This window comes from Enterococcus sp. DIV0240d (assembly GCF_051711245.1).
Lineage (GTDB): Bacteria > Bacillota > Bacilli > Lactobacillales > Enterococcaceae > Enterococcus_D > Enterococcus_D casseliflavus.
This window is the reverse complement of sequence record NZ_JBIOMG010000001.1, coordinates 1,592,183-1,616,504: the sequence shown is the minus strand read 5'-3', so window position 1 is coordinate 1,616,504 and position 24,322 is coordinate 1,592,183. Positions and strand designations below refer to the sequence as shown.

The 24,322-nt window shown below is 44.0% G+C and carries 26 protein-coding genes, 1 tRNA gene, 1 pseudogene and 1 other annotated feature; of the genes and pseudogenes, 4 read left to right on the top strand and 24 right to left on the bottom strand.

Annotation, left to right across the window (positions count from 1 at the left end; translation table 11 throughout):
- Nucleotides 1–88 precede the first annotated feature (88 nt).
- The 20 genes from nusB to rplU all read right to left on the bottom strand — a co-directional run bounded on the left by nusB (nucleotide 89) and on the right by rplU (nucleotide 16,906).
- Nucleotides 89–553 carry a transcription antitermination factor NusB gene (gene nusB, locus IGJ25_RS07565; RefSeq protein WP_081116530.1) on the bottom strand — a complete coding sequence of 155 codons (465 nt, stop codon included), beginning with the start codon at nucleotides 551–553 and terminating at the stop codon, nucleotides 89–91.
- The gene (locus IGJ25_RS07560; protein ID WP_005225770.1) at nucleotides 546–971 is read right to left on the bottom strand and encodes an Asp23/Gls24 family envelope stress response protein; all 426 of its coding nucleotides are present in this window, start codon (nucleotides 969–971) and stop codon (nucleotides 546–548) included. The genes nusB and IGJ25_RS07560 overlap by 8 nt, the downstream gene beginning before the upstream one ends.
- 209 nt (nucleotides 972–1,180) lie before the next feature.
- A complete protein-coding gene (locus IGJ25_RS07555) occupies nucleotides 1,181–2,245 on the bottom strand; it encodes a M24 family metallopeptidase (protein ID WP_005225769.1) in 1,065 nt (354 codons plus the stop codon).
- Between the two features lie 217 nt (nucleotides 2,246–2,462).
- Entirely contained in the window at nucleotides 2,463–2,702 is a 240-nt protein-coding gene (locus IGJ25_RS07550) for a GlsB/YeaQ/YmgE family stress response membrane protein (protein WP_005225767.1), read from the bottom strand.
- 74 nt (nucleotides 2,703–2,776) lie between these two features.
- Complete coding sequence (locus tag IGJ25_RS07545) at nucleotides 2,777–3,142, bottom strand: DUF956 family protein (protein ID WP_005225766.1); 366 nt, start codon at nucleotides 3,140–3,142, stop codon at nucleotides 2,777–2,779.
- A gap of 114 nt (nucleotides 3,143–3,256) precedes the next feature.
- Nucleotides 3,257–4,168 carry a PTS system mannose/fructose/sorbose family transporter subunit IID gene (locus IGJ25_RS07540; RefSeq protein WP_005225765.1) on the bottom strand — a complete coding sequence of 304 codons (912 nt, stop codon included), beginning with the start codon at nucleotides 4,166–4,168 and terminating at the stop codon, nucleotides 3,257–3,259.
- Nucleotides 4,169–4,188: 20 nt separating this feature from the next.
- Entirely contained in the window at nucleotides 4,189–4,992 is an 804-nt protein-coding gene (locus IGJ25_RS07535) for a PTS mannose/fructose/sorbose transporter subunit IIC (RefSeq protein WP_005225764.1), read from the bottom strand.
- A 30-nt stretch (nucleotides 4,993–5,022) separates the two neighbouring features.
- Nucleotides 5,023–6,015 carry a mannose/fructose/sorbose PTS transporter subunit IIA gene (locus tag IGJ25_RS07530; RefSeq protein ID WP_005225763.1) on the bottom strand — a complete coding sequence of 331 codons (993 nt, stop codon included), beginning with the start codon at nucleotides 6,013–6,015 and terminating at the stop codon, nucleotides 5,023–5,025.
- Nucleotides 6,016–6,084: 69 nt separating this feature from the next.
- Nucleotides 6,085–6,579 carry a PTS system mannose/fructose/N-acetylgalactosamine-transporter subunit IIB gene (locus IGJ25_RS07525; protein ID WP_225000789.1) on the bottom strand — a complete coding sequence of 165 codons (495 nt, stop codon included), beginning with the start codon at nucleotides 6,577–6,579 and terminating at the stop codon, nucleotides 6,085–6,087.
- A 229-nt stretch (nucleotides 6,580–6,808) separates the two neighbouring features.
- Entirely contained in the window at nucleotides 6,809–9,583 is a 2,775-nt protein-coding gene (locus IGJ25_RS07520; RefSeq protein ID WP_060792504.1) for a sigma-54-dependent transcriptional regulator, read from the bottom strand.
- A gap of 230 nt (nucleotides 9,584–9,813) precedes the next feature.
- Nucleotides 9,814–10,347 carry a GNAT family N-acetyltransferase gene (locus tag IGJ25_RS07515; protein ID WP_005225759.1) on the bottom strand — a complete coding sequence of 178 codons (534 nt, stop codon included), beginning with the start codon at nucleotides 10,345–10,347 and terminating at the stop codon, nucleotides 9,814–9,816.
- A 96-nt stretch (nucleotides 10,348–10,443) separates the two neighbouring features.
- Nucleotides 10,444–11,352, bottom strand: a complete 909-nt coding sequence (locus tag IGJ25_RS07510; RefSeq protein ID WP_438779229.1) for a diacylglycerol/lipid kinase family protein — start codon at nucleotides 11,350–11,352, stop codon at nucleotides 10,444–10,446.
- 147 nt (nucleotides 11,353–11,499) lie between these two features.
- Nucleotides 11,500–12,291 carry a phosphonate ABC transporter, permease protein PhnE gene (gene phnE / locus IGJ25_RS07505; RefSeq protein ID WP_010747988.1) on the bottom strand — a complete coding sequence of 264 codons (792 nt, stop codon included), beginning with the start codon at nucleotides 12,289–12,291 and terminating at the stop codon, nucleotides 11,500–11,502.
- Entirely contained in the window at nucleotides 12,288–13,070 is a 783-nt protein-coding gene (phnE, locus tag IGJ25_RS07500) for a phosphonate ABC transporter, permease protein PhnE (protein WP_005235330.1), read from the bottom strand. Before phnE (IGJ25_RS07500) ends, phnE (IGJ25_RS07505) begins: the two co-directional genes overlap by 4 nt.
- Nucleotides 13,067–13,855, bottom strand: coding sequence for a phosphonate ABC transporter ATP-binding protein (gene phnC, locus IGJ25_RS07495; RefSeq protein ID WP_016610305.1), 789 nt, complete (start codon nucleotides 13,853–13,855; stop codon nucleotides 13,067–13,069). The genes phnE (IGJ25_RS07500) and phnC overlap by 4 nt, the downstream gene beginning before the upstream one ends.
- A gap of 95 nt (nucleotides 13,856–13,950) precedes the next feature.
- Nucleotides 13,951–14,886 (bottom strand): phosphate/phosphite/phosphonate ABC transporter substrate-binding protein, encoded by a 936-nt coding sequence (phnD, locus tag IGJ25_RS07490; protein WP_005235326.1) that lies wholly within the window; start codon nucleotides 14,884–14,886, stop codon nucleotides 13,951–13,953.
- 460 nt (nucleotides 14,887–15,346) lie between these two features.
- Entirely contained in the window at nucleotides 15,347–15,811 is a 465-nt protein-coding gene (locus tag IGJ25_RS07485) for a GNAT family N-acetyltransferase (protein ID WP_438779228.1), read from the bottom strand.
- A 109-nt stretch (nucleotides 15,812–15,920) separates the two neighbouring features.
- Entirely contained in the window at nucleotides 15,921–16,214 is a 294-nt protein-coding gene (gene rpmA / locus IGJ25_RS07480; protein WP_003126181.1) for a 50S ribosomal protein L27, read from the bottom strand.
- Between the two features lie 12 nt (nucleotides 16,215–16,226).
- Complete coding sequence (locus IGJ25_RS07475) at nucleotides 16,227–16,571, bottom strand: ribosomal-processing cysteine protease Prp (RefSeq protein ID WP_005225752.1); 345 nt, start codon at nucleotides 16,569–16,571, stop codon at nucleotides 16,227–16,229.
- 26 nt (nucleotides 16,572–16,597) lie between these two features.
- On the bottom strand, nucleotides 16,598–16,906 hold the full coding sequence (gene rplU, locus IGJ25_RS07470) for a 50S ribosomal protein L21 (protein WP_225000761.1): 309 nt from the start codon (nucleotides 16,904–16,906) through the stop codon (nucleotides 16,598–16,600).
- A 19-nt stretch (nucleotides 16,907–16,925) separates the two neighbouring features.
- Nucleotides 16,926–16,996, bottom strand: a sequence feature (ribosomal protein L21 leader region).
- Between the two features lie 169 nt (nucleotides 16,997–17,165).
- Here rplU and IGJ25_RS07465 point away from each other — a divergent pair.
- Nucleotides 17,166–17,819 (top strand): uracil-DNA glycosylase, encoded by a 654-nt coding sequence (locus IGJ25_RS07465; protein WP_225000760.1) that lies wholly within the window; start codon nucleotides 17,166–17,168, stop codon nucleotides 17,817–17,819.
- A gap of 17 nt (nucleotides 17,820–17,836) precedes the next feature.
- Here the strand turns inward: IGJ25_RS07465 and leuD are convergent, their stop codons facing one another.
- From leuD to IGJ25_RS07445, 4 genes are read right to left on the bottom strand one after another with little or no spacing between them, the layout of a single operon-like run.
- Complete coding sequence (leuD, locus tag IGJ25_RS07460) at nucleotides 17,837–18,424, bottom strand: 3-isopropylmalate dehydratase small subunit (RefSeq protein WP_016610311.1); 588 nt, start codon at nucleotides 18,422–18,424, stop codon at nucleotides 17,837–17,839.
- The gene (gene leuC / locus IGJ25_RS07455; protein ID WP_413118849.1) at nucleotides 18,424–19,806 is read right to left on the bottom strand and encodes a 3-isopropylmalate dehydratase large subunit; all 1,383 of its coding nucleotides are present in this window, start codon (nucleotides 19,804–19,806) and stop codon (nucleotides 18,424–18,426) included. The genes leuD and leuC overlap by 1 nt, the downstream gene beginning before the upstream one ends.
- Nucleotides 19,787–20,851, bottom strand: a complete 1,065-nt coding sequence (gene leuB, locus IGJ25_RS07450) for a 3-isopropylmalate dehydrogenase (RefSeq protein WP_225000758.1) — start codon at nucleotides 20,849–20,851, stop codon at nucleotides 19,787–19,789. Before leuB ends, leuC begins: the two co-directional genes overlap by 20 nt.
- Nucleotides 20,848–22,368: a 2-isopropylmalate synthase gene (locus IGJ25_RS07445; RefSeq protein WP_086338358.1), complete on the bottom strand. Its 1,521-nt coding sequence runs from the start codon at nucleotides 22,366–22,368 to the stop codon at nucleotides 20,848–20,850. Before IGJ25_RS07445 ends, leuB begins: the two co-directional genes overlap by 4 nt.
- 571 nt (nucleotides 22,369–22,939) lie before the next feature.
- Between IGJ25_RS07445 and IGJ25_RS07440 the strand changes: the two genes are divergently transcribed.
- From IGJ25_RS07440 to IGJ25_RS07430, 3 genes and pseudogenes are all read left to right on the top strand, one after another.
- Complete coding sequence (locus IGJ25_RS07440) at nucleotides 22,940–23,638, top strand: O-methyltransferase (protein WP_005225745.1); 699 nt, start codon at nucleotides 22,940–22,942, stop codon at nucleotides 23,636–23,638.
- Between the two features lie 145 nt (nucleotides 23,639–23,783).
- A tRNA-Arg gene (locus IGJ25_RS07435) sits at nucleotides 23,784–23,857 on the top strand.
- A 200-nt stretch (nucleotides 23,858–24,057) separates the two neighbouring features.
- Nucleotides 24,058–24,315 (top strand): annotated as a pseudogene (locus tag IGJ25_RS07430) (PhzF family phenazine biosynthesis protein); the annotation flags it as partial.
- Between the last annotated feature and the right edge of the window lie 7 nt (nucleotides 24,316–24,322).

Genomic DNA, 24,322 nt, shown 5'->3' with positions numbered 1-24,322 from the left:
AACAAGGCGGTTGCTCATAAATCGTTCGGTTTCTGACTCGATCGAAAAAAAGCTGATCTCTTTTGATCGATCGTGTTAGGGCTGAAAATTACTCACTTACTTGGTTGGTTTTTGTTTCTAGCTCTTGATTGACTGTTGATAAAATACCGTTGACAAACTTTCTGGACTGATCGTCACTAAAGGTTTTCGCTAATTCGATCGCTTCATTCAAAGCCACACGATTCGGCACATTATCCACATAGATCATTTCATACAAAGCAATTCGTAAAATCGTCACGTCCATTTTTGATAAACGCTGGATTTTCCAACCAGCTTTTAAATGACTTTGAATGACTTCATCCAAGGCTTCTTTGTAATGACAGACACCTGCCACTAATTGATCTAAATAAACAGGCACAAAATGCTCTTGTTCTTCATCGATCAATTCATGGTGTTCCAACTCGATGGCATGCATGATGGCATCTTGTTTCGTTAAATCTTTATTAAAGTCTAGTGGAAATAAAGCTTGTAACGCCATTTTCCGTATTTCATGCCGTGATAATTCTTTACTCATTTTCTTCCTCGTCGTTTCCAAATAATTCTTCGATGTCTGGTAAATCTACTTTTTCTGGCACGACTGCCACAACATGAACATTTACTTCAGCCAGTTGCACATCTGTCATAAATAAGACTTGCTGTTTGACCCGTTCTTGGATTTCCATTGCCACTTTAGGCACTGACATCCCATAAGTGATATAGCAGTAAATGTCCACTTTGATCCCTGTTTCATCGATCGTTAAGTAGACCCCTTTGCCATGAGCTGCGCGACCCAATAATTCAGTGACACTGTTTGCCAGTGTTCCTCGCATCCCATAGACACCTTCCACTTTAGAAGCAGCGATCCCAATAATGATCTCGATCACTTCTGGCGCGATGACGATCTCGCCTAATTCAGGACTTGCATTTAATACAAGGTTTTTATCTTCATTCATACGTTTTTGCCTCCATTCTAAACAGCTGTACCGTATTGTTTGTAAAAAAATCGCTCGTTTTTTCCGTTTGAAGCAAACCAACGCTTGATTCAATCAATAACATCCATGGCACAGTGTTTCTTCTCGCTCTAAGTTTATCATTTTCTGCACTGAGAATCTATAATAACCCACTATTCTCAATGAATTTTCTGAAAAACAAGGTCGATGAATCAGAGAATGATCAATTCTTTCGGTGAATGTGTCAACACTTTATTACCAGTTTCGGTGATCAAAAGATCATCTTCGATACGAACGCCGCCAATTCCTGGAAGATAGATCCCTGGTTCATCTGTAATGACGTTTCCGACAACAAATGCTTTATCAGCGCGGAAGGATACATTTGGTCCTTCGTGGATCTCTAAACCAATCCCATGGCCTGTTGAATGACCAAAGGCATCTCCGTATCCAAAGGAAGCAATGTGATCCCGAGCGATCGCATCTAGTTCAATTCCGGTCATTCCAGGTTTTGCTGCGGCCAAGACTTTTTCTTGCGCTTCAAGTACGATTTGATAGATTTCCTTCAATTTATCGCCAGGATCTCCTACTGCAAAGGTTCTAGTCATATCAGACACATAGCCTTGATAGTAACAGCCAAAGTCTAACGTGATCAGATCGCCTTGTTCGATCACTTTTTCACTGGCAACCCCATGGGGCATTGCTGAACGCAGACCACTAGCAACGATCGTTTCAAAAGATACGCTTGTGGCACCTAATGAACGCATAAAGAAATCTAACTGATTCGCCACTTCGATTTCTGTCATTCCTGGGCGGACCATTTTCAAAATATGTTCAAATCCTTGATCGGCGATATGGCAGGCTTGTTGGATCAATGCGATCTCTTCCTCATCTTTGACTTCCCGCAAAGCCTCGATCATACCCGATACAGGGGCAAGGGATGATTCCTCGATCAAGTCTTCTAAGACGGAGTATTCGGCAAAGCTGACGAAACTTTCTTCAAAAGCTAAGACATTGATTTCTTCCTTTTGGCAGATGGTTGCAACTTCTTCAAAAATTGGTCCGCTATTTTTTACGATCTCAAAACCTTGAGCTTGGGCAGCTGCTTGCTCTGTATATCGGAAATCTGTTACAAAAAAAGCTTTGTCCAACGTAATGACTGCTAAACCAGTTGTCCCAGTAAAGTTTGTCAAGTAACGCAAATTGTATGGGCTGGTGATCAAGAACCCATCAATCGAATCTTTTCTCATTGCTTCACGTAATTTTTCAACTCTTAACATGTATCGTTCCCTACTTTCTTGTTCTATACGATAGTATTATAACAAACTTCCAGAAAAAGCGGAAAGCAAGCGAAAAGTTTTCTAAAAAATCAAGCAATATGAATAAACGATAGAGTACTTTAAAAAGACTGCCGTGTGATCTTTCGTTGTTCTCTTCTAAATGATGGCGTCCGTGCACAAAAAAAGCAATTCAATCAATGAATTGCTTTTTTGATAATTATCTTTTACGTCCCAAAAAGAACGATACGACTGCCACGAAAATGACTGCGCCGATAATCGCAGGCACGATAGCCATTCCTGCTACTTGCGGTCCCCAAGTGCCAAAAAGGCCTTGACCAATCGATGCGCCTACAAGTCCTGCAACGATATCAAAAATACAACCGCGTTTTTCGCCTGCAATGGCACCACCGATTGAACCGATGACCGCTCCTACGATCAATGTCCATAAAAAGTGCATACTAACCCCTCCTAAACTTTCTTATAAAAAGGGTACCATATTGAGAATCAATTGGAAAAATATATGCTCTCTTGTTATTTTCTGCGAGTGAAGGCTCGTTTCAATACATCAAAAAAGCCTAATGAATGCACCATATGGTCTGGATCGACGTATTCACGAATCGCTCGCAAGACTTTTTTTGGTTCTTTTGAGGAGAAGGTATACGTGCCATTCTTTTTGGTGCGGATCGCATAGCGTGGTATCCAACGACCTTTGAACATGACCGAAGCGATCACATAGTCGACATCTTCCCATGGGATCTGAATAAACTTGCGTTTGTCACGGTCATTGTAAAACTCAAAGGCTTTATCGCCGATCATGATTTTGCCGTACTCATTGATCCCTAAAAAAGACGTAGCATCGATCGTCAAATCCACTTTTGTATTAAGAGATTGTACCATTTGCGCTTACTCCATTCTATATCGTCTTATTATCTTATTATACGTGTTTGCAGCAGGTTTGGCGAATAAATAAAAAGGTACTTGGGTTGCCCCAAGCACCTTTCATTGAAAAGATTATAACAATCCGATCAAGTGTCCACCGATACCGACTAAGAATAGACCGATAATAATGATGATTGGAGAAACTTTTTTCTTCAATAACCACATACATAATAAAGTAAGCAATAGTGCAGCTAGACCAGGAATCAATTGATCCAAGTTGTTTTGCAATGTTGTTACTTTTGTATCAGTCAACGCACGGCCTTCAGCAACTTGTTGGAAGGCTTGTTGCAAACCAGCAGAGCCTGAAGGCAAGTTCGCCCAATCGACATAAGCACCTTCATCAAGCGGTACGCTTGAGACAACTGGCGCAAATGAGATCGATACCCAACGCTGAACGAGTGACCCTAATACGAACATCCCTAAAATTGAAGCACCTTTTGTCACATCTTGCAACAATCCGCCTGAAAGGTCATCAGTGATTTTTGAACCAGCACGATAGCCGAATTCTTGTGTGTACCACATAAATGCCCAACGGATGATGTTCCATGCAACGAAGAAGATGATTGGACCTAAGATGTTTCCAGCTAAAGCAAGAGAAGCACCTAGAGCACCTAACATCGGACGTACAGTAAACCAGAACACAGGGTCACCGACACCGGCTAAAGGACCCATCATCCCAACTTTTACCCCTTGGATCGCTACGTCATCAACAGGCGCGCCATTGGCACGTTCTTCTTCTAAGGCTAATGTTACCCCTAAGATTGGCGATGCGATATATGGGTGAGTGTTAAAGAATTCTAAGTGACGCTTCAATGCAGCGGCACGGTCTTCTTTTGTTTTGTATAATTTTTTGATTGCTGGAATCATTGAGAATGCCCAACCACCATTTTGCATACGTTCATAGTTCCATGAACCTTGAATGAAGGTAGAGCGCCATGCTACGGCTAAACGATCTTTTTTATTTAATTGAATTTTTTCTGCCATTTTTTTCTCCTCCTTCGATTCTAATAGTCATTCAAGATATCGCCTAGAGGGTCGCCAGTGTTGCTGCCGCCGCCTCCATTTGATGATCCGCCCATTTTAGTTAGGTTCAAGTAGATCAATGCGATTGCTACTGCCAAAGCACCGATAGCGATCAATGTCAATTGAGAAATAGCTGCGATAACGAAACCGATAATGAAGAATGGCCATACTTCACGAGTTGCCATCATGTTGATAACCATTGCATAACCAACGGCAACGACCATACCACCACCGATAGCCATACCATCAGTTAACCATGCAGGCATTGATTCTAAGAAGTTTTGAACAGTTGCAGCAGGAATTGCCAACAATGCAGCTGCAGGAATCGCAATACGAACCCCTTGCATACATACAGCGATCACATGCCACATTTCGATTTTACGAATGTTGCCTTCTTCAGCAGCAGCATCCATAAAGTGAACGATTGGCACAGCCAATGTACGAACGATCATTGTCAAGAACAAACCAGCAACAGCTAGAGGGATCGCAACGGCAATCGCTGTATCAACACCAGCAGTTCCTTGTCCACCTAAAACTAAAATAATTGCAGATGCAACAGACGCCAATGCAGCATCAGGTGCAACAGCGGCACCGATATTTGCCCATCCAAGTGCGATCATTTGTAATGATCCGCCCAAAATGATACATGCTTCCAAATTACCGGTCACTAAACCGATCAAAGTACACGCGACTAGCGGTTGATGGAATTGGAATTCATCCAAGATTCCTTCCATACCAGCTAAAAAGGCAACGAGTACTACTAATACCATAGATATAATAGTCATGATAGACCTCCTATTTAGTTGAATACGTTTCTATTTATTCGCCAATTCATTTTTGGCTTTGCGTAAGATTTCGTCCATGTTGTCTCGAGAGTCATTTGGCACTTTACGTACATCAAATTTGATGCCGCGTCCTTTTAGATCTTCAAATGTCTTCACATCGTCCGTACCCATCGACAATACTTTACTTACAACAACTTTCCCAACAGAGTGAGCCATTGAACCAACGTTCACCTCAGTGATGTCAACGCCACCTTCAACTGCACGCAACACATCTTGTGGGTTTTCAAATAATAGTAAAGCTTTCGTATTCCCGAAACGAGGGTCTTTAGAAACTTCGATCATTTTGTCCACTGGAATGACGTTCGCTTTTACTCCTGGAGGAGCTGCTTGTTCGATCAGTTTTTTACGCAAATCATCTTTTGCAACTGCATCAGAAACAACGATGATCCGAGATGGATTAACTGATTTTGTCCAAGCTGTAGCGACTTGACCATGTAGCAAACGAGAATCCACACGCGCAAGCACGATTTTGATTTTGCCATCGCCTAGAACAGTTCCCGGAGGAAGTGATCCTTTAGGTTGATCGTCTTGCACAGCTTTTGGTGCTGTCGCTTCTTCTGGTTCAAGCTCTTCTGGTTTGACCTTAACCCCTTCTTTAGCTGTTTCAACGATGTGCGCAGCGATTTCATGCGCAGTGTTCATTGAAAAACGTGAAGCATAGGCTTCGATCACCATTGGTAAATTCATACCAGCAACGATTGCCCATTTGTCTTTGTGATCTTCAAACAAGCTGTTTGCTTGGTTGAAAGGAGTACCACCCCAAAGATCAACTAAGAATAATACTTCTTCTTGATCGTCAAATGTAGCAATTGCTTCTTGCATTTTTGCCTTGATGTCATCTGGACCTTCACTTGGCATCAATGTAACAGCTTTAACATTTTCTTGTTCGCCGAAGATCATTGAACCAGATTGCAAAATGCCGTTAGCAAATTCTCCATGACTTGCTAGGATAATTCCTACCATCTTTTTACCTCCTATATCAAAATTGAAAAATGTGACACGAATACGAAAGAAAAAACAACATCGAAAAAATTAAGGGTGACTACCTTCTTTTTCCAAAATATCCTTCAAAAAGATTTTACGATCAGCTGGAACTTTGCGTATCTCTACTTCTATGCCTTGATTTTGCAAATAAAGCAGCGAAGCAAGATCTTGATCATTGACTGACACGAAATTAGTGATCATCCGTTTTCCCATTGAAAAGCTCATGCCGCCGATATTGACGGAACGAATGTCAATGCCTCCTTTGACCAGAGTCACGACATCTTGAGGGTTGGTAAATAATAACATGACTTTTTGCGAATTAAATAATGTGTTATGCGCCACCTCAAGCATTTTTGCTACTGTCACCACATTGGATTTGATTCCTGGTGGAGCAGCTTCTTTCAAGAGAAACTTCCGTAATTGATCATTTGCGACCTCATCACTGACCACGATGATTCGATTGATACCAGTCATTTTCGACCAAGCTGTGGCGACCTGACCATGAATCAACCGATCGTCGATTCGGGCAAGACGTATATCCATTCCCATTGTGCAAGCCTCCTACATCCATCGATCCGCTTTTCATATTGAGGATCTGTTCTTTTTTCAATCACCTCCTGTATCCACTTATATAGAAGCAAGAAGCGTGCCAAGTTTTTCCGATACACTATTCTTGAAAAAACCTTAAGAATCAGCATTCGGATAATACACTAAAAAAGATACACTAAAAAATACTGTATCTTTTTTAGTGTATCTGTATTATTTGCAGGATTTAAAAATACATTTCTTTTTCGTGATGGTTTTTGATCAGCTCCAGCAGGTAATACTCTTCTGTCTTCGGCACTTCGATATTCATCAAGCGCGAAAATGATTGGACATGCACATGCAATTGGCCGTAAAGAGGATTCTCCTCCATCGCTGCTAAATCAATTTCGGAAACAGTCAATGGTTGACGCAATAAGATCCGCTCCAGCATACCTGCGCCATGCATCACAAAATTGATCTGAAAGCCTTGCTGCGCCCCTACCAAATCCAAATCGTGAATGATCTCTTCGCCAAATTTCCACAACGGCTCTACCACTTTTTTCGCATTGATATAGGTAAAGTTTTCCTCTAAATACCGAACACAGATTTCCTTTGCCTGCCGATCATCTAGCTGCACTTCATCTTCAAAACTCAAATCGTTTTCCAATAAGATATCATCCAACAAAAGATCAACATCTTGGTCGATAAAACGTTCTAATGAAATAAACGGTGCATCGATATGCGGATCAATGATCCCCGTTGCGGCAATCAGCCGGTAGCGCTGTTGAATCTGATCCAAGTCCGTTCTCAGATCCGCCACCGATAAGGTCACTACGTCAACATTTTGATTTTGGCGTTTCGACAATGAGCTTTGGATCAATTCTTTGATGCGCTGCGCTGTCCCTTTTCCCGAAGCGCAGACCGCTAGAATCGCTTTAGGGTGGTGGTTTTGTGTCACTGGTTCTTCCACAGTGACCGCTCCGTATCCGCGGAACTTCCGTAATGAATCATAGAGCTGATCGAGGTCCGTGCCGATCACTGATGCTTTACGGACCGTCTCAAGGACGATGGAGGTAGTCACCATATCGACTGTTCGAACAGCCACACCCGTTTCTCGCTGGATTTCATTATTAAAGGTCGCTAAGGACCCCATATCAACTAAGAGGATCACCCCACTGCCGTCATTGACTGCTCGTACACTATCCACGATTTTTTTCAACGCCACAGCCGGTGGCATATCTAATGGCATGTCCACCGCTGTCACTTGATCGACTTCCAACAGCTGCTTGACTACTTGTACCATACTACTAGCCGTACTGTTGCCGTGAGCTGCCACAACGACACCAATTTTCCCAGAGGAATGTGTCGTACGCAGTGAAACCAATAGAACTGCCAAGTAATAGGATTCACTTTCAGGAATCGCCACGTGAAAGCTGTCGCCGATGAAGTCGCGGACTTCTTTGGCAACTTCGAACTCTTGGGGGTAATCCGCCACCATTTGACGAATGTTGTCGTTGGTTTGCCGTTCTTCTCCCAGATGGATCTTTTTCAAAAAAGAACTGATATGCAAACTCATCGCGTAAATAAAGTTTTGCTGGAAATCGTAATTTAACCGTTTCCGAACCATCTCATAAATTTGATTTGTTACACTGATCACTTTCTGATCGACAAATTCACTTAGTTTATTAACAGAATTAAAAGAGAAGCCGTGATCTTTATAAAAAGATTTCAAATGAACATTGATATCGGTTGAAATAAAATGATTGATTGCTTCTTGATCCAAACCATCTGCTTTTAATAAGGCTGCTTTATCCCCGATGATGTCGTAGAGATTGTAAGGCAATTCATAGGAATCTGATTGAATATTGTTTAAGTTTTGATTCGGTTGAATGCTGATCTTCGGTTCAAGGATTTTAGAAAGCTCCGCCAGCTCATTGCGGCGATTCCCCAAAACGATCAATCCAGAACGAATCCCTTCTGGCAAATCGATCAAATCGATCTCAATCTCATCTTGTTGCATATGATTCAAAAAGCCCCGTGCACAGACGAGCTGGACATTGGATTTCAATTGACCGATATTCCCAAAACTGACACTGCCGATCAACGCTTTGACTACATCTTCTGTCAAGGTGATCGTCCGCTGAATACGGGACGCCTCTTGCCCGACTAACACCCGAACGAGATCGACTTTTTCTGATGCGGGTCGTTTCTCAAAGAAGGGCAGTTGAATATTGATAGGAATGCGTCGGGTAAAGGTATCTAATAGCGTTGAGTTGGGGTCTTCGGTAGTCGCTCCAACGATTCGGACATTCGCTTGATGATTTTTGCCCGTCTCTCCCAGACGGCTAAAGGTTCCATGGTCCATAAAGTAAAAAATCATTTCTTGCCCTTCTGGCGGTAATCGATGGATCTCATCGAGAAACAACATACTCTCATCCGCTTGATCAATAATACCGATCTTCTCTTGATCGGCACCCGTAAATGCCCCCCGTACATAACCAAACAAATGGCTCATCAAAAGCTCTGGGTTATTTGCATAGTCGGCACAGTTAAAGACGATCAATTCTTTGTCATCGGCAATTACTTGATTGCTTTTGGCAAACTGGAACATTGCATGGGCAAAGTAGGTTTTCCCAGAACCAGTAGGCCCTGTGATCAAGCAGTTTAGCCCTTTTGGCGGATACAAGATCGCTGCTTTCGCCTGCTCAACGGCATTTTTCATACTTCCGTTGGCACCGATGATCGTCGCAAAAATATCTCGGTCAGAGGGTTTTCCTTGTACCCGTTGAGGGAAGGCTTTTTCTCTTTGCGGGCGACTTTCTTTGTAGCTTGGCACATACTTTTCCCTACTGCTGGGATCGACCCCTGCCGCCCAGTAGCGAACAGGCCGCGAGTCGCTTTTTTCGACGCGCCCTTCTTTGACAAGCTTATTTAAATCTTTACTGGCATTACTGCGCTGAATGGCTAAATGATCGGCAACTTCTGAAGTAGACAACCCTTTCTTTTCCCCTAAGCCGCTCATCGTATTTTCGACGATATATTGATAAATCCGTTCGATTCGCTTGCCCAACAGCTTCGCCTCCTTGTTTTTTCCACTTGAATACTTTACTCATTTTTCTATAAAAAAGCAACTTTTTTTCCGCACAGAAAAAGCAAAATACTTTGTTCGAAAGAGCAATAGAACGTCCTATCACATGCTACTCTCAGCATAAAGCATTTTGCCAAAAAAAGATATTCAAAAGTCAGGATGCGTTAGGCTTTTTCATTGGGAATGAACGCTGGTACCTTCTCAGGAAACCATTGCAGTTCTTTTTGCATCCAAATCACATCGTGCCATTGATTGAACTTATAGCCGACCTGCGCAAAATCAGCAACTTTCCGATACCCAAGCTTCTCATGAAAAGCCTCGCTTTGTTGATTGCCTCCTGTAATGCATGCAGTCAGATTGACTACGTTTTGCGCTTTTAATTTTTCTTCAAGCGCTTGATAAAGAGCGGTGCCGAGCCCTTTTGCTTTGGCATCCGGTGCTAAATAAACGGTTACTTCAACGGTCCAATCGTACGCAGCCCGTTCTTTATAAGCTGACGCATAGGCATAACCGACGATTTCACCAGCCTCTTCTGCAACGAGATACGGGTAGCGTTTCAAGGTCTTGGCGATGCGTTCCGCGAATTCTTGAACCGATGGCACCTCCGTTTCAAAGGTAATCGGTGTATTTTCTACATAATAAGCATAGATTGCTGTCAAGGCTTGGGCATCTGCAATCGTGGCAGAACGTATCGTCATAGAATCCCTTCTTTCAGTAAATTTTTTCCCAGTATACTCTTTCTGAACAAAAAAAACAATCCGCTTTTGACGGATCGTTTCCTAGTTATAAATGATTTAGCGGGCTTTTTCAGCTCCGCAATACACGGTAAGCTGTTGTGGCAGTACCGCTACTGTGATTGGCAATTCAGGTCCTGGATCACCATCGACATTCGTTTCGATCGTTGCCCCATCCGTCAAACGAATCGCAGCTTTATCAAGGGTTTGATAGCCAAGAACATCATTTGATTCTGTCACCCCTTTGAGAAGCTCTGGGACACTTTTGACGGTCTCCCAAAGATTCGTATCCTTCAAGTAGATCAGATGCAATTTGCCGTCATCGGTACTCGCTTTAGGCAAAAGAGATTCGAAACCGCCGATCGTATTGGATGACCCAACGATCATCGTACTGCTTTCCACAGCGATCGTCGTTTTTTCGCCATTATTTTCGGCGGTCACTTCAAACGGATGACTTTCATTTTTCCGCACTTCCCGTAGACCAGAAACAAAATAGGCCATTTTTCCTAGCTTCGTTTTTTCTTCGACCTCTACGTTGTTGATCGCTGCTGGAATCATACCGATCGCCACCACATTGGTAAAATAGGCTTGATTGACCTGACCAATATCGATTTTGCGGGTGTGATCCACTGCAAATGATTCGATGGCTTCCTTAGGATCTAGTGGAATCGCTAATGCTCTGGCTAAATCATTTACTGTTCCCAGCGGGAAGAAACCGAAATTTGGTCGTTTGTCATGAGGAGCTAAGCCATTGACCGCTTCATTGACGGTACCATCACCGCCCATTGCGAAGACACTATCAAATTCTGCTACCGCTTCAGAGGCAAAACGTGTGGCATCTCCTTCTGTTTCGGTATGTTTGACCACGACTTCTGAAAAAGCTTCCCGCAACTTTTCTTCTGCCAGCTGCTCATATTCTTGGGCCTGTTCCCCACCAGAGCTTGGATTGACGATCAATAATGCTTTCATAAAACAGCCTCCTTGTTTGGGTTCATTTTCTATGAATCCAGTATAACAAGTTTCACGAAACCTGTCTTAAACGACCTCCGCCTATCCCCCTACAAAAAAAACACAGCCTAATCAGACTGTGTTTTTTCGAGTACTCATTTCATTTTATTAAACCAATCGTTTACGCAAACGCCCAGAAATAAAATCAATGATCGTGACCGTCACCACGATCCCTAATAAAATGATCCCTACACGGCTCCATGAACGCGCATTGATGGCAAAGATCATCGGTGTACCGATCCCACCTGCCCCTACGATCCCTAAGATCGAAGCTGAACGGACAGCCAGTTCAAATCGATACAAGGTAAAAGAAAGAAATTCTGGGATCAGTTGCGGCAATGTCGCAAAGCCTAATACATCCCAGCGGCTTCCTCCCGCACTAATGACGGATTCCGAGGGACCATGGTCCATGTTTTCGATCGCTTCGCTGTAAAGCTTTGCCAGCATCCCAATGGAATGGACACTGACCGCCAAGACACCAGCAAAGGAGCCAGGACCTACCGTTTTGATAAACATGATGGCTAAGACGATTTCTGGAAACGTTCGAATCGCCGTCAGCACGATTTTCCCAAACCCCGATAACCAGCGAGGGCTGTTTTTGCTGCGCGCCGCCCAAAAAGCAAAAGGAATACTTAAAATCGATGACAAAAAGGTCCCAACAAAGGCAATCGCGACGGTTTCGATCATCAGACTGATCAAATCTTCGCCATCACCGGTATAAACATAGCCCCAATCAGGATGGATCAGGCCATAAAAGATCGAGCCGACAATTTGACCGACATTTTCTTTAACACCAGCAAAAGGCACGCCAGCAAAAGCCCAGATATAAAGGAGGATAACGACTACAGCGATCAGCCAATTCCGTATTTTTTTCTTTTTCGGTTCTGCTGGCAACATCATAATAATCGCTCCCTTAATCTATTACTAATGGTATCAATCACCAAAACAACTGCAAAAATCACTAAGACGATGATCGACGTCTGGTCATAGCGAAATTGGCTTAAAGATCGTTGTAAGAAAACACCGATTCCGCCTGCGCCGATATACCCAAGAATCGTCGATGCCCGCACATTGATCTCAAAGGCATAAAGCAAGTAACTAAGAAAATGACTCATGACTTGCGGTACGACTGCATAGCGGATGATATCAAACTTCGATCCTCCAGAAGCCGTGATCGCTTCGATCGGCCCTTCATCAATCGTTTCAATCGATTCATAAAACAATTTGGTGATCATCCCAAAAGAAAACACAGAGATGGAGATCACCCCTGCAACGGGACCAATTCCGACAATGGCAACAAATAAAGCCGCCAGCATCAAATCAGGTACCGTGCGAATGATATTCAAAACAAAACGGAAACAACCACTGATCCAATGATTGGTCATGATATTTCGTGCTGCTAAAAGTGAAAACGGAAAGGCCGCCAGTGCACCAAAGGTTGTGCCGATGATCGCCATTTGGATCGTTTGCAAAATCGGCTCAACAATGATTTTGGCATATGCCCAATCAGGATGAGCCATCTTTTGTAAGATGACATTCATTTGACTGCTATTGCTAAAGAACCGTGCCAAATCAACACCTGAAATAGAGCCGCTAACGAACAATACCACTAAAAAAATGACGAGCCAAAGAACATTTTTCCATAGTCCGCTGCGTTTCGGCAACGTATTTGTCGTCATTGTCCCGCCCCTTCCTGCTCTTCCATGATCTCGCTGCCATAAATCTGTTTCAATCGTTGATCGGTCGCTTCACTGACAGGGCCATCAAAAACCAAGCCTCCGTCTCGCAAGCCGATGATCCGCGTGCCATATTCTCTTGCCAATTGGACAGAATGTAAATTGACAACGATGGTGATCCCCAGATCTTGATTGATCCGTTTTAAGTCATTCATGACTTTTTCAGTGGTTAACGGATCCAATGAAGCAACTGGTTCATCCGCTAAAATAATCTTCGGCTCTTGCGTCAACGCCCGGGCAATCGAAACCCGCTGCTGCTGACCGCCAGACAATTCATCGGCTCGGGTATAGACTTTTTCTGCTAAATTGACCCGCTGCAGTGATTGATACGCCAACTCTTTGTCCGCTTGCGGAAACAGACCCAGCAGCATTTTGATCGTGGGATGATAAGCCACCCGCCCCGTTAAGACGTTTCGCAAGACACTCGAACGTTTCACCAAATTGAAGCTTTGGAAAATCATGCCAATGTCTCGACGAATCAAGCGCAGCTCTCTTCCTTTTGCTTTTGTGATCGACTTGTTATCGATTAAAATCTCGCCGCTTGTGATCTCGTGCAGTCGATTGATGGAGCGCAGCATCGTCGATTTACCTGCACCGGATAAGCCCACTACGATGACAAATTCCCCTTTTTTGATATCGATGTTCAAGTCCTTCAACCCCAACACCCCATTTGGGTATTGCTTGGTCACATTCTGAAATGAAATAATCGTTTCGTTCTCTAGAGCCATGATTCTCCTACTTTCTTTCCATTAGGTAAAAATTGCTGTCCATTCGAAAAGGGTACCTCAACTACCGGTACCCTCCCGATCTATTCATCTATTAATTATTGTCCGACTTGTTCCGCATACTCTCTTACGATGTCGAAATTGCTGTCTTGTGAAACAACGTATCCTTCATGAGAGTAAATATCAGAGATGATTTGTTTTCCTTCTTCATCTTTTCCGATCGCGATAAAGGCATCTTGGATTTTTTTGTCCCATTCTTCACTCATATCGCTGCGAACACTGATCGTATCGTTCGGAATCGGTTCGGTAAAGTACATTGGTTCTACCTCATCCATGATTTCTGGGTAATCATTTTTGACCGTGTTACGGGCATCTTCAAAAACGAACGCCGCATCAACGTCGCCATTCAAGACTGATAAGACCGCTTGGTCATGGCCTTTGACTTGAACAGTCGTCACATCCGTATTGATATCGATGCCTGCTTTTTTCATTTCTGCTACTGGCCAAACATAACCGGCAGAAGAAGTAACATCTTGTGTGGCAATCGTTTTGCCTTTTAAATCTTCCAACTCTTTGATGTCGCTGCCGCTTTTTACGACGATCATTGAACGATAGCTATCAACCAATTCATCCGTTGATTCGCCACCAGGCTGCTTGATGCCATAACGCTGTGCTTGCAATAACACCTTTACATTGCTTTGCTCATTTGCTAAAACATAGGCATTCGGCGGTAAAAAGCCGACATCTACTTGTTTCGAAGCCATTGCTTCGACGATTGTATTGTAGTCAGTGGAAACACTCACTGTAACTGGAATCCCCAATTCATCACTTAACAATTGCTCAAGTGGTTTTGCTTTTGCTTCTAATGTTTCTGCTGCTTGTGATGGGACAAATTGAACGGTCAACTTTTCTGGTACATATCCTGCTTCCTCAGCCGCCGAGTCAGTACTTGCTCCACCTGAGCCACATGCCGCCAGCGTAACTGCTGCCACCAAACCTAAACCAAACATTGCCGTTTTCTTCCAAACTTTCATCACTTTTTCTCCTTTTCATATAAAAAATCGAACTCATGGAATTCCGAACTTTCCTTTTTGATTATAAAAAACGACCGAATTAAAAACAATCTTTTTCGAATTACGAACGTTTTCTTTTTTGATAATGTTCGTGTTTTGACCGAAATCATTCGTGAGCACATTCTCAATAATCAACGTTTTTCGAAAGTTTCTTTCCATTTGTTCTACTTCCTCAGAGTATCAAATGAATATAAGGTTTGTGTTGTCAACGTGTAAAGATTCTGTTAACAGCAAAAGGAACTTTGTGAACAACAAAGCATGGACATACTCGTCATTCTTACCCCGAGTGCACAAATTTTCTTGAAACGTCTAACCAGAAGATGACCGCACACTTTTTTTTACGAAACAATACAAAAAAAGCAGAGGATTCCCTTAAGAACCTCTGCTTTTGACCTCATTCTCTTACTGTAAAAAGAGTCATTTACCCTTGATCCGTTGGCAGCTGCAACAAGAGTACATGCTCGTTCTCAATCATTTCACCCGTCAAAACAAAGCCATTGCGTTCGTAAAGCTTCGTTGCGATCTCGTTGCCATCCACAGCGGAGATCCTTAATTCTCGCGCTTGGATATGGGTTTTGAACCAATCTAACCCAGCAAGAAACGCCTGAGTGCCTAACCCTTGATTTTGGAATTTTTCTGCGATCATAAACCGCTCGATCCACCACGAAGCTTTTGGATAATCCTCATCCGCCTCGTAAAAACTAAATAGGATAAAGCCGACCATTTCCTCACCATTGTATAGGGCAAATGCCTGACGAGGTTCCTCATAGATCGCCTCTAACATTGAGTACCAATTGGGCGCAACAAAGCCTTCTTGCTCCTTCGTTGTCTTCAAATTCATGCACGCACGATAGTTTTCCTTCGTGATTTCTTTTAATTGAATCATTGCTTCTCTCCTTATCTAAGCCATTACAAATAACTATTTCGTTAAAACGTTTTCATTGGTGTATAAAAAAACACCCAGGTTACTTTTACGTAATCTGGATGTCATTTTCTTATGCTTCTTGCGCTACTGGATAAACAGATACTTGTTTTTTGTCGCGGCCTTTACGTTCGAAACGAACAACGCCGTCAACTTTTGCAAACAATGTATCATCTCCACCGATACCTACGTTTACCCCTGGGTAAATTTTAGTACCGCGTTGGCGATAAAGGATTGATCCGCCTGAAACGGTTTGACCGTCAGCACGTTTCGCACCTAAACGTTTTGATTGAGAGTCACGTCCGTTAGAAGTAGAACCCCCACCTTTTTTGTGAGCGAAGAATTGCAAATTCATTTTCATCAACATGAGATGCACCTCCTAGTTTTCTTTAGTAGTTTTGATTTGGATATAATCGTTGTACTCTTCTTGAACTGATTGCAAGCCGATCAACAAATTTTCTAAAAGAATTTGTGCGATATTCGACTGCTCTTGGGTCAAACGAGAAGGCAGTGTGACTAATAAGTACCCACCATTTTCGTTATCTGCTTCAACTTTTGGCGCAACGCCAGCCAAAGCATCGATCCCATTGACTGCACTGATCGCTAAAGCGGATGCTGCAGCACAGACGATGTCTTTGCCGTATTCTCCTGCTTGTGCGTGTCCAGCTAGTTCAAAAGAAACAATCCGACCAGAGTCATTTCGTTTGAATGTCCCTTTGATCATATTCGTTACCCTGCTTTTCGTAAGAATTAAGCGTTGATCGCGTCAATAACAACTTTTGTGTAAGGTTGACGGTGACCTTGTTTACGGTGTGAATGTTTTTTAGGTTTGTATTTGAAAGTTACGACTTTCTTTTGTTTGCCGTGTTTTTCAACAGTCCCTTCAACAGTTGCTCCTGCAACGATTGGGGCACCAACTTTTGTTGATTCGCCACCTACTAAGATAACTTCATCAAAAGTAACCTTTTGTCCAGCTTCAGCGTCTAATTTTTCAACGTAGATTGCTTGACCCACTTCAACTTTTACTTGTTTCCCACCAGTTTTGATAATTGCGTACATGCTCTACAGCACCTCCTTATAATATACTTAGACTCGCCATCCCAAGTGACTTTCGTACTTACTACTTGTTCTGTGCGGTTGTAGCTGTGGAGTCCACAATTACAACAGATTAACTTTATCAAAATGTTTTCCTAAAGTCAATCACTAATTAAGGAAAAGACAGAATTCTTTTGCTACTAGTCATTTCCTTTTGTGCATTTTTTATTTTCTATTACTATAGAAGAAAGAGCACAAGTGAAACAGAATTGGAGGAGTTTTCATGCAATACCCCAAAGAATTAGCCACTGCCGTTCAACAGGCGTCCCGCAGTTATCCGTTGGAAGGATTTGTTCCCGGTCAAGGACCGCTGCAGCCCAAATTGATGATCGTCGGGGAAGCCCCTGGACGAACCGAAATCGAGAATTTTATTCCTTTTAGCGGACAAGCAGGAAAAGAATTGATGAAATCGTTGGCTTTAGCCGGTTTGACCCGTGAGGATGTCTACATCACCAGCGCTGTTCGCAGCCGCCCATACTCCGTCAAAGAACGGATCAACAAGCGCAGCGGTGCCCATGAGATCGTCCATCCCAATCGGACACCTACCAAAAAAGAAGTCTTGCTACACGCACCGCTGCTTGACTACGAGTTGTCCGTTGTAGATCCGCCTGTCATTGCAACTGTTGGCAATATCGGACTGCAGCGATTATTAGGCAACGCCTATTATATCAAAGATCACCATGGCGAAGTGATCCGTTCCAAAATACAAGAAAGCAATCCAACAAAAGATGGCTATAACTGGTCGGAAAAAGAATATTTGATCGTGCCGATGTATCATCCCGCTGCGATCTTTTACAATCGAACGTTGACTCCGCAAATCGAAGCCGATTGGCGAGGGTTAAGAAACATCCTCTCACAAATACCAGCCGACGAATAACGACCAGTCCGCTAGCCCTACTGCCAATACGCTGGAATCGTCTGCTCATAGGCGGTGATTTTCGCCTCTTCCTGCAACGTGATACTGATCTCATCGAGACCGTGGATCAATTTGTGTTTCCAGGTAGCATCGATTGCAAAGAAATGCTCCTCCCCAGCAACGATCACACATTGCCTCGGCAAGTCGATGCTGATTTTTTCAGAAGCAGGCAGCGAGGCGATCCTTTGGCGAACATCCAATGGCAGCTCGATGGGCAGCAGCCCGTTTTTGGTGGCATTCATATAGAAAATATCACCGAAGCTGCCAGCAATCACGGCTTTAAAGCCGTAATCCAACAGCGCCCATGCCGCGTGCTCTCGTGAAGAGCCAGAACCAAAATTATCACCAGTGACGAGGACTTGAGCGGTCTGATATGCTGGATCATTCAAGATAAATGCTGGATTAGGCTTGCGTTGCGGCAAATAGCGCCAATCGTCAAATAAAAATTCGCCAAAGCCCGTTTTTTCAACGCGTTTCAAATAATTTTTCGGTAGGATTTGATCGGTATCGATATTGTCATTCATCAAAGGCAGCGTCGTACCTTCAAATTGCGTAAAAGCTTCCATTAACCAACACCTCCAACCACTTCTCGTACATCGACAAAGCGCCCATGAATCGCAGCTGCTGCCGCCATCGCTGGACTACAGAGGTGCGTCCGCGCGTTTTTCCCTTGCCGTCCAACAAAATTGCGGTTTGATGTGGAGGCACAGTGGACGCCTTCTGGTACTTTATCAGGATTCATTCCTAAGCACATGGAACAGCCAGGCTCCCGCCATTCAAAACCAGCGTCAATAAAGACTTTGTCTAAACCGATCGCTTCCGCTGCTTTACGAACAGGGCGTGAACCAGGAACGATAATACCAGTGACCCCTTCTTTGATGGTCTGACCTTTCAAAATCGCCGCTGCCTCTTGCAGATCAGACAAACGACCATTGGTACACGATCCAATAAAAATGTATTCAATGGGGATATCAGCAGCTGTCTGTCCAGGTTGCAGCGCCATATATTCATAGGCTTGCTGATCATTGTGATCCCGCACTTCAGGAAACGCTTCGCTGACTGGTACCCCCATTTCTGGATTGGTTCCCCAAGTGATATAGGGTTCTAAGGTTGTTGCGTCTAGGGTGATCAGGGCATCATAGTTAGCATCTTCATCGGTATAAAGGGTTTGCCAATCAGACACCGCACTGGCAAACGCTTGCGGCGCAAAGCGTCGATCCTTCACATAAGCAAAGGTCGTTTCATCAGGTGCGATCAAGCCCATTTTCGCCCCACCTTCGATCGACATATTGCAAATGGTCATGCGTTCTTCCATCGTCAGGCTACGGATCGTTTCGCCAAAGAATTCTACGGCATAGCCACCACCAAAATCAGTGCCATGGGTCGCGATCAATGCCAAAATAATATCTTTGGCGTACACTCCCGGCTGCAGGTGACCGGTAATCTCAACTCCCATGCGTTTCGGTTTTGTCTGCCAAATCGTCTGTGTCGCAAAGACATGCTCTACTTCACTCGTACCGATCCCAAACGCGATCGCACCGAAAGCACCATGGGTGGCAGTGTGGGAATCCCCGCAAACGATCGTTTTCCCTGGTTGGGTCAAGCCAACTTCTGGGCCAACCATGTGGACGATTCCTTGGTTGGCAGAGCCATTGTCACACAATTCGATCCCAAAATCTTGACAGTTTTTACGTAACGTGTCCATTTGCTTTTTTGCAACCAGATCAGTAATGGTAAAAATATCTTTGGTAGGCACGTTGTGATCCATCGTTGCGAAGGTTTTTTCGGGACAACGGACGGTCCGTCCCGCTTGCCGTAATCCTTCGAAGGCTTGCGGTGTCGTCACTTCATGGATCATATGCAGATCGACATAAAGCAGCTGCGCTTGCCCTTCTTCTCCTGTGATGACATGCCGATCCCATAGTTTATCAAACAGCGTTTTCCCCATAATTGCTCACTCCTAACTGTGCAATAACCGCTTCTGTAAAGGCAGTTGTTGTTGCTGTACCACCTAGATCACGGGTCAAGATCCCCGCATTCATTACCTCGTAACAAGCACTTTCGATGGTATCCGCCAGCTCTTCCTCTTGAAAGGACTCTCTTAGCATCATGACGACAGATAAAATCATGGAAACCGGATTGGCGCAATTTTGCCCAGCGATATCAGGTGCAGAGCCATGAATCGGTTCATATAAAGAAACCCCTTCTGCGCCATGACTTGCGCTGGGCAGCACCCCTAATGACCCTGGCAAAACCGAGGCTTCATCACTTAAAATGTCGCCAAAGAGATTTTCTGTCACGATTACATCAAAGTCTTTGGGATTTTGGATGATTTTCATAGCGGCGGAATCAACATATTGATGAGTCAACTGACAATCTGGGAATTCCTGTGCCGTTTCTTCCGCTAATCGTCGCCAAAGTCGGCTAGTCGCCAACACATTTGCTTTATCGACAGAGAGAACCCGCTTCTTCCGCGTGCGGGCGATCTCAAAGGCTTTACGCAAAATCCGTCGAATCTCTGCTTGATGATAATGATTGATGTCGTAGGCTTCTTCAGGTTTTTCTGCTTTTTCGCCAAAATAAATACCGCCAGTCAACTCACGAACGATGACAAAATCTGTCCCCCGAAGGATCGCTTCTTTAATGGGAGACAAAGCAATCACCGCATCAACTACTTTGATAGGTCGAATATTGGCGTATAGCCCTAACGCTTGACGCAAATTCAAAAGTCCTTTCTCGGGTGTTATCGGTGCGTTTCCCCAAACTGGATCACCAATGGCTCCTAAAAGGATCGCATCCGCCTGCTGGCAAGCTTGTAGTGTTTCTTGCGGCAATGGCTCTCCAGTAAGTGCCAGCGCCGCACCACCAAATGGCCGCTGGTCAAAATGAAAGCGTTGGAGATGGTCTGGACAAGCCGCTTTCAATACCGCAAGCGCACTGGCCATAATTTCTGGTCCGATGCCATCTCCTGCTAAAACCACGATCTTTTTCAAACAAGGACACCTCGATTCTTTAGAGCTGCGCTAGCCTGTACATAGGCTTTGGCTGACGCCTGCAAGACATCAAAGTCTAAGCCGATCCCGCTGATTTTTTCATTGGTTTCCTGGCATTCAATAACCACGTGCACTTCCGCTTGCGCATCTTCCCCACTGGTCAAGGCAGTGATCTCATAGTTCAACAACTTCGGCTGCTGCTGGAAAATCTGATCGATCGAGTTGTAGATAGCTTGGATACTGCCGGCACCGATAGCTGATGCCACTTGTTTTTCCTCGTCTTTGATGATAGAAACCACCGCTCCTTGATGGCCATTGGACACGTATTGCAGCTGAACTGACTCCAACTCGCAGCCATCTTCTTGGCTGCGGCCCTGGTCAGCCACCAACGCTAACAAATCTTGTTCGGTCACTTGCTTTTTCTTATCTGCCAACTCTTTGAAGCGTTTAAACAATTCATTGGTTTCTTCTTGGTCAAACTGGTACCCCAGCTGCTGCATTTTATCGACAAACGCATGGCGGCCAGAAAGTTTGCCAAGAGGCAGTGAGTTGGTTTGTACGCCTACCAATTGCGGGGTAATGATTTCGTAAGTTTCAGGATTTTTCAAGACGCCATCTTGATGAATCCCAGATTCATGAGCATAGGCATTGCCGCCGACGATCGCTTTGTTTTTCGGTACCGTGATCCCAGACAAACGTGCCACCAGATCGCTGGTGCGTTTTGTTTCGTTTAACTTGATGTTGGAGGTAGCCTGATAGAAATCATTGCGTATATGCAACGCCAGCGCCACTTCTTCTAGTGCGGTATTGCCCGCTCGTTCGCCGATCCCGTTGATCGTTCCTTCCACCCGATCAGCACCATTTTCGATAGCTGCCAGCGCATTGGCTGTCGCCATTCCCAAGTCATCATGACAATGGGAAGAAAAAATGATCGGCTGCTCACTCTTGATATTGGCGATCAAATAGGCAAAAAGCGCACCATATTCCGTAGGATTGGTAAACCCTACTGTATCGGGCACATTGATGATCGTCGCGCCGGCATCAATCGCTGTTTGAACCGCCTCAAGCAAGAAGGCCTTATCGGTGCGGGTGGCATCTTCTGGCGAAAATTGAACTTTTTCAAAGCGTTCACGGGCATAAGCCACATGTTCTTTGATGGAAGCGAGTACTTCTGCTTTCGTCATATTCAGCTTGTACTGGCGATGCACCTCACTCGTTGCTAAAAAGACATGGATCTGGGGATCGATGGCTTGATGAAGAGCTTCATAGGCACGATCAATGTCTTTTTTCTGACAACGGGCAAGTCCTGCAACGGTCATTTTCGTCACCGCCCCAGCAATCGCTTGGACTGCTTGAAAGTCTCCTTCTGATGCAATCGGAAAGCCTGCTTCGATCGTATCGATCCCCCATTTTTCTAATTGCAGCGCCAGTTGAACCTTCTCTTTTGTATTGAAGTTGACTCCCGGCGTCTGTTCACCGTCTCTCAATGTGGTGTCAAAAAACTGGATTTTTCTCATCACTATTTCCTCCTTGGCAGTAGTAGGGGCACGCTTGGCGCGACCTCATTCAAACAAATTGAAAAAATGGTATAAAAAAAGCACTCCATAAAGGGTTTCCTTCATGCAATGCGAATAGGACTCTTCAAATGATGCCTTAAAAAGGCGGGTCATAGAAAAAGAGTCCTTACGATAATAATAAAAATGCAGCTGTTTGTTTCAATCGTTTATCCATCGTCGTCACCTATCACTTTTTTTATCTTGTTATGAAGATACCAAACAGCAGGTTCCTCTGTCAACACTTTTCCCTGAATTTTCTGAATATTTCGATAAAAAGTTCGTTTTCGCCCTGATGATGGGTTGCTTTTCTTCCTTGATGAAAATTTAAGCAGAACCTGACGAGATCTTCACAGGATTTTAACCAAACCTCCACATAACACCGTTATGATAGAAATATCCCAAAAATATTTTTCACCCCTTTATCCTGCCAGTCGTATGACTGGTTTTTTTGTTGTTCCAAAGACTCGAAAAGATTGAACTTAAGGTGAGTTATTCGTATAATAAGGGGCAGCGATAAATGAGGAGGATGAAGATGCGCAACGAAATGATGCATCGTCCAGTAGTCAAACCAGAACTAGTGGCGTTTATGCGTGAAAAACAAAAACAATTACCCGGCGAACTTGGTGAAATCGAGCAAGCCGCTCATGAAAAAGAAGTGCCAATCATCCCACATGAAACTGTGGTCTTTTTGCAGTTTTTATTGGGACAGCTTCAGCCAAAAGAAATCCTTGAGATCGGCACAGCGATCGGTTTTTCTTCAAGCTTAATGGCACAATGTGTGAAAGAAGGTCATGTCACAACGATCGATCGCTTTGACGTCATGATCCGCAAAGCCAAAGAAACCTATGCTCGCTTAGGAAATGAAGACAAAATCACGCTATTAGAAGGACAAGCCGCAGATGTCCTGCCTACATTGAGTGGGCCTTATGATTTTATCTTCATGGACAGTGCCAAATCGAAATACATTGAATTTTTACCAGAATGTCTGCGTCTGTTACGCAAAGGCGGCGTGTTGATGGTGGATGACGTGTTTCAAGCTGGAACGATTCTACAACCCATCGAAGACATCCCTCGCAACCAGCGAGCGATCCATCGCAAATTGAATCTTTTCTTGGATACCGTGATGAACCATCCTCAGCTGACCTCCACCCTCGTCCCTTTAGGAGATGGCGTGATTCTCATTACGAAAGAAGCAGATAGCGTAATCCTTGAGGAACCTGAGAAAGGTTGAGGGCAGCTGCGCTTCCTTTTTTCAAAGAAAAAATAAGAAAAGGGCGAAAAGAGATTGACATTGCTGCGCCCTTTTTCTATAATGTTATTTGTTGCTGATTGATTTCAACAGCTTAGGCGAAGTGAGCATTCGCTGAAATTTATTTGTTCCAGTAGCTCAGCCGGATAGAGCATTCGCCTTCTAAGCGAACGGTCGGGGGTTCGAATCCCTCCTGGAACGTTATTTAACCGTCGAGAACCCTTGTTCTTGGCGGTTTTTGTTTGTTCTTGTGCCAAATTGATTTAGATTTTTGCCATAGCAATTTGGTGAATAATCAGCAGCCTGTTCCCTTCCTCATCAAAAGCAATCAAACGAACGCTTCCCATCCGCTTCAATCTTCAGCAAATTTCTTTCATTGGCATCATCGTTTCCGTATTTATTCTTATTGTCAGCTGTTTGACATCAATGAAGAATCTGCCACAGGTACTTCCAATGCCGCTTTGGCTTGCTTCTTGTATCAAAAGTGTTCCCTCGAAAAAGAAGAGTATCGCTTTGAACAAGGCAGCAATTTAGGTGAACCTTCTGAAATCTTTGTCAAACTAATTACGACTTCGCGAAAGGAAATCCAACGTGTTTACGTTGGGGGCAGAGGGCATTTTTGCGAGACAGTCACCATCGACACCGATACACTGGCATAATCACAAC